Source organism: Shigella sp. FJ200513, from assembly GCF_040495915.1.
Classification (GTDB): Bacteria; Pseudomonadota; Gammaproteobacteria; order Enterobacterales; family Enterobacteriaceae; genus ECMA0423.
In genome coordinates this window covers 1-1594 of the sequence record NZ_JBDYCV010000230.1, presented here as the reverse complement: position 1 = coordinate 1594, position 1594 = coordinate 1, and the positions used below count along the sequence as shown (strand labels likewise).

Sequence of the window (1594 nt, the reverse complement as noted above, 5' to 3'; positions counted from 1 at the left end):
TGTTGCCGCACGCTCCGCAGAATATGTATGCTCTGAGGACCTGTTTTATTAAGGACTCATCCTCTTATGTTGACCCGCAAAAGTATAGATACCGTTCTGCTCTCTGTTGGTGCTGAGAAGCTCTCACAACGTGAATGGGACTGGATGAAGATGCTCAAACCCATGGACCCACCACCTGCGATGGTCGCGGCCTCCATCCTGGAGCGCCGTGGCGACACAGCAGCCCTTACCCGGCTACAGGATACCGGGGGTTAATCCGTCCTCATGTTGTCCGCTTTTACTCCCCGCCCGCTGAAACGTCTGTTCACGGCCAACCAGTGCTGGACATCCTTCCTGGATGCGGGCGGTCTGCGCGATATCGAGGTTGAGGCTGTCACAAAAATGCTGGCCTGCGGCACGCGGATACTGGGCGTGAAGGAATACATCTGCGATAAACCTGAGTGCCCCCACGTCAGATACGTCACTAACTCATGCGGCAGCCGTGCCTGCCCGTCCTGCGGAAAAAAGGCCACAGACCTGTGGATAGCGACACAGCTGAATCGTCTTCCTGACTGCGACTGGGTACACCTGGTCTTCACCCTGCCGGACACGCAGTGGCCGGTGTTCGAAAGCAACCGGTGGCTGCTGAATGACGTGTGCCGTCTGGCGGTGGAGAATCTGCTGTATGCCGCCCGGAAACGGGGGCAGGAACCCGGTATCTTCTGCGCCATCCACACGTATGGCCGTCGTCTCAACTGGCATCCGCATGTACATGTGTCTGTAACCTGTGGAGGTCTGAATAAGCATGGTCAGTGGAAAAAGCTGAGCTTCCTGAAAGACGCGATACGTTCGCGGTGGATGTGGAATATGCGGCAACGGCTTCTGAAAGCGTGGTCAGAGGGGCTGGCGATGCCGGAGTCGTTGTCACATATCACGACGGAATCACAGAGGAGAAGCCTGGTGCTGAAAGCCGGAGGAAAATACTGGCATGTGTACATGTCGAAAAAAACGGCCGGCGGGAGGAATACGGCGCGCTACCTGGGTCGTTATCTGAAGAAGCCGCCGATAGCGGCCTCCCGGCTGGCACATTACAACGGAGGGGGAGCCTGAGCTTCCGTTACCTGGACCACAAAACGGGAGAAACGGCGACGGAAACGCTGACACAGCGTGAGCTGGTCGCGAGGCTGAAACAGCACATCCCGGAGAAGTTTTTTAAGATGGTGAGGTACTTCGGGTTCCTTGCCAACCGGGTGTGTGGAGAGAAGCTGCCGCAGGTGTACCGTGCTCTGGGGATGGATAAACCGGAACCAGTGGCGAAAGTGTGCTATGCACAAATGGTGAAACAGTTCCTGAGTCGTGACCCGTTCGAATGCGTGCTGTGTGGCGGCCGGATGGTATACCGCCGGGCCATCGCGGGACTGAATGTGGAGGGGCTGAAGAAAAACGCGCGGGATATCAGTCTGCTGAGGTATATGCCGGCCTGACACAGGCTAAGTGTGCCCGGGAATCGGTGCAAGTATAAAAAACAGCCTGTTGCGGTATAAGAATCGACCATGCAGAGAGAGAAAACACCGGAGTGGAGGGAAAAGCAGAAAAGCTCACGTGGCATAAGGCG

General features: G+C 56.5%; 2 protein-coding genes. Both read left to right on the top strand.

The window, feature by feature from the left end; translation table 11 throughout:
• The first annotated feature begins 66 nt into the window (after window positions 1-66).
• Window positions 67-255, top strand: a complete 189-nt coding sequence (locus ABZJ92_RS21795) for a hypothetical protein (RefSeq protein ID WP_000957853.1) — start codon at window positions 67-69, stop codon at window positions 253-255.
• Window positions 256-264: 9 nt separating this feature from the next.
• Window positions 265-1463 (top strand): IS91 family transposase gene (locus ABZJ92_RS21790; RefSeq protein WP_094081567.1). Its coding sequence is split into 2 segments (ribosomal slippage): window positions 265-1081 and window positions 1081-1463, totalling 1200 coding nucleotides; the frame shifts between segments, so codons are not numbered across the junction.
• The last annotated feature ends 131 nt before the right edge of the window (window positions 1464-1594 follow it).

Coding starts and splice junctions, on each gene's coding strand:
- ABZJ92_RS21795 (WP_000957853.1), top strand. CDS start 67: ATGTTGACCCGCAAAAGTATAGATACCGTTCTGCTCTCTGTTGGTGCT.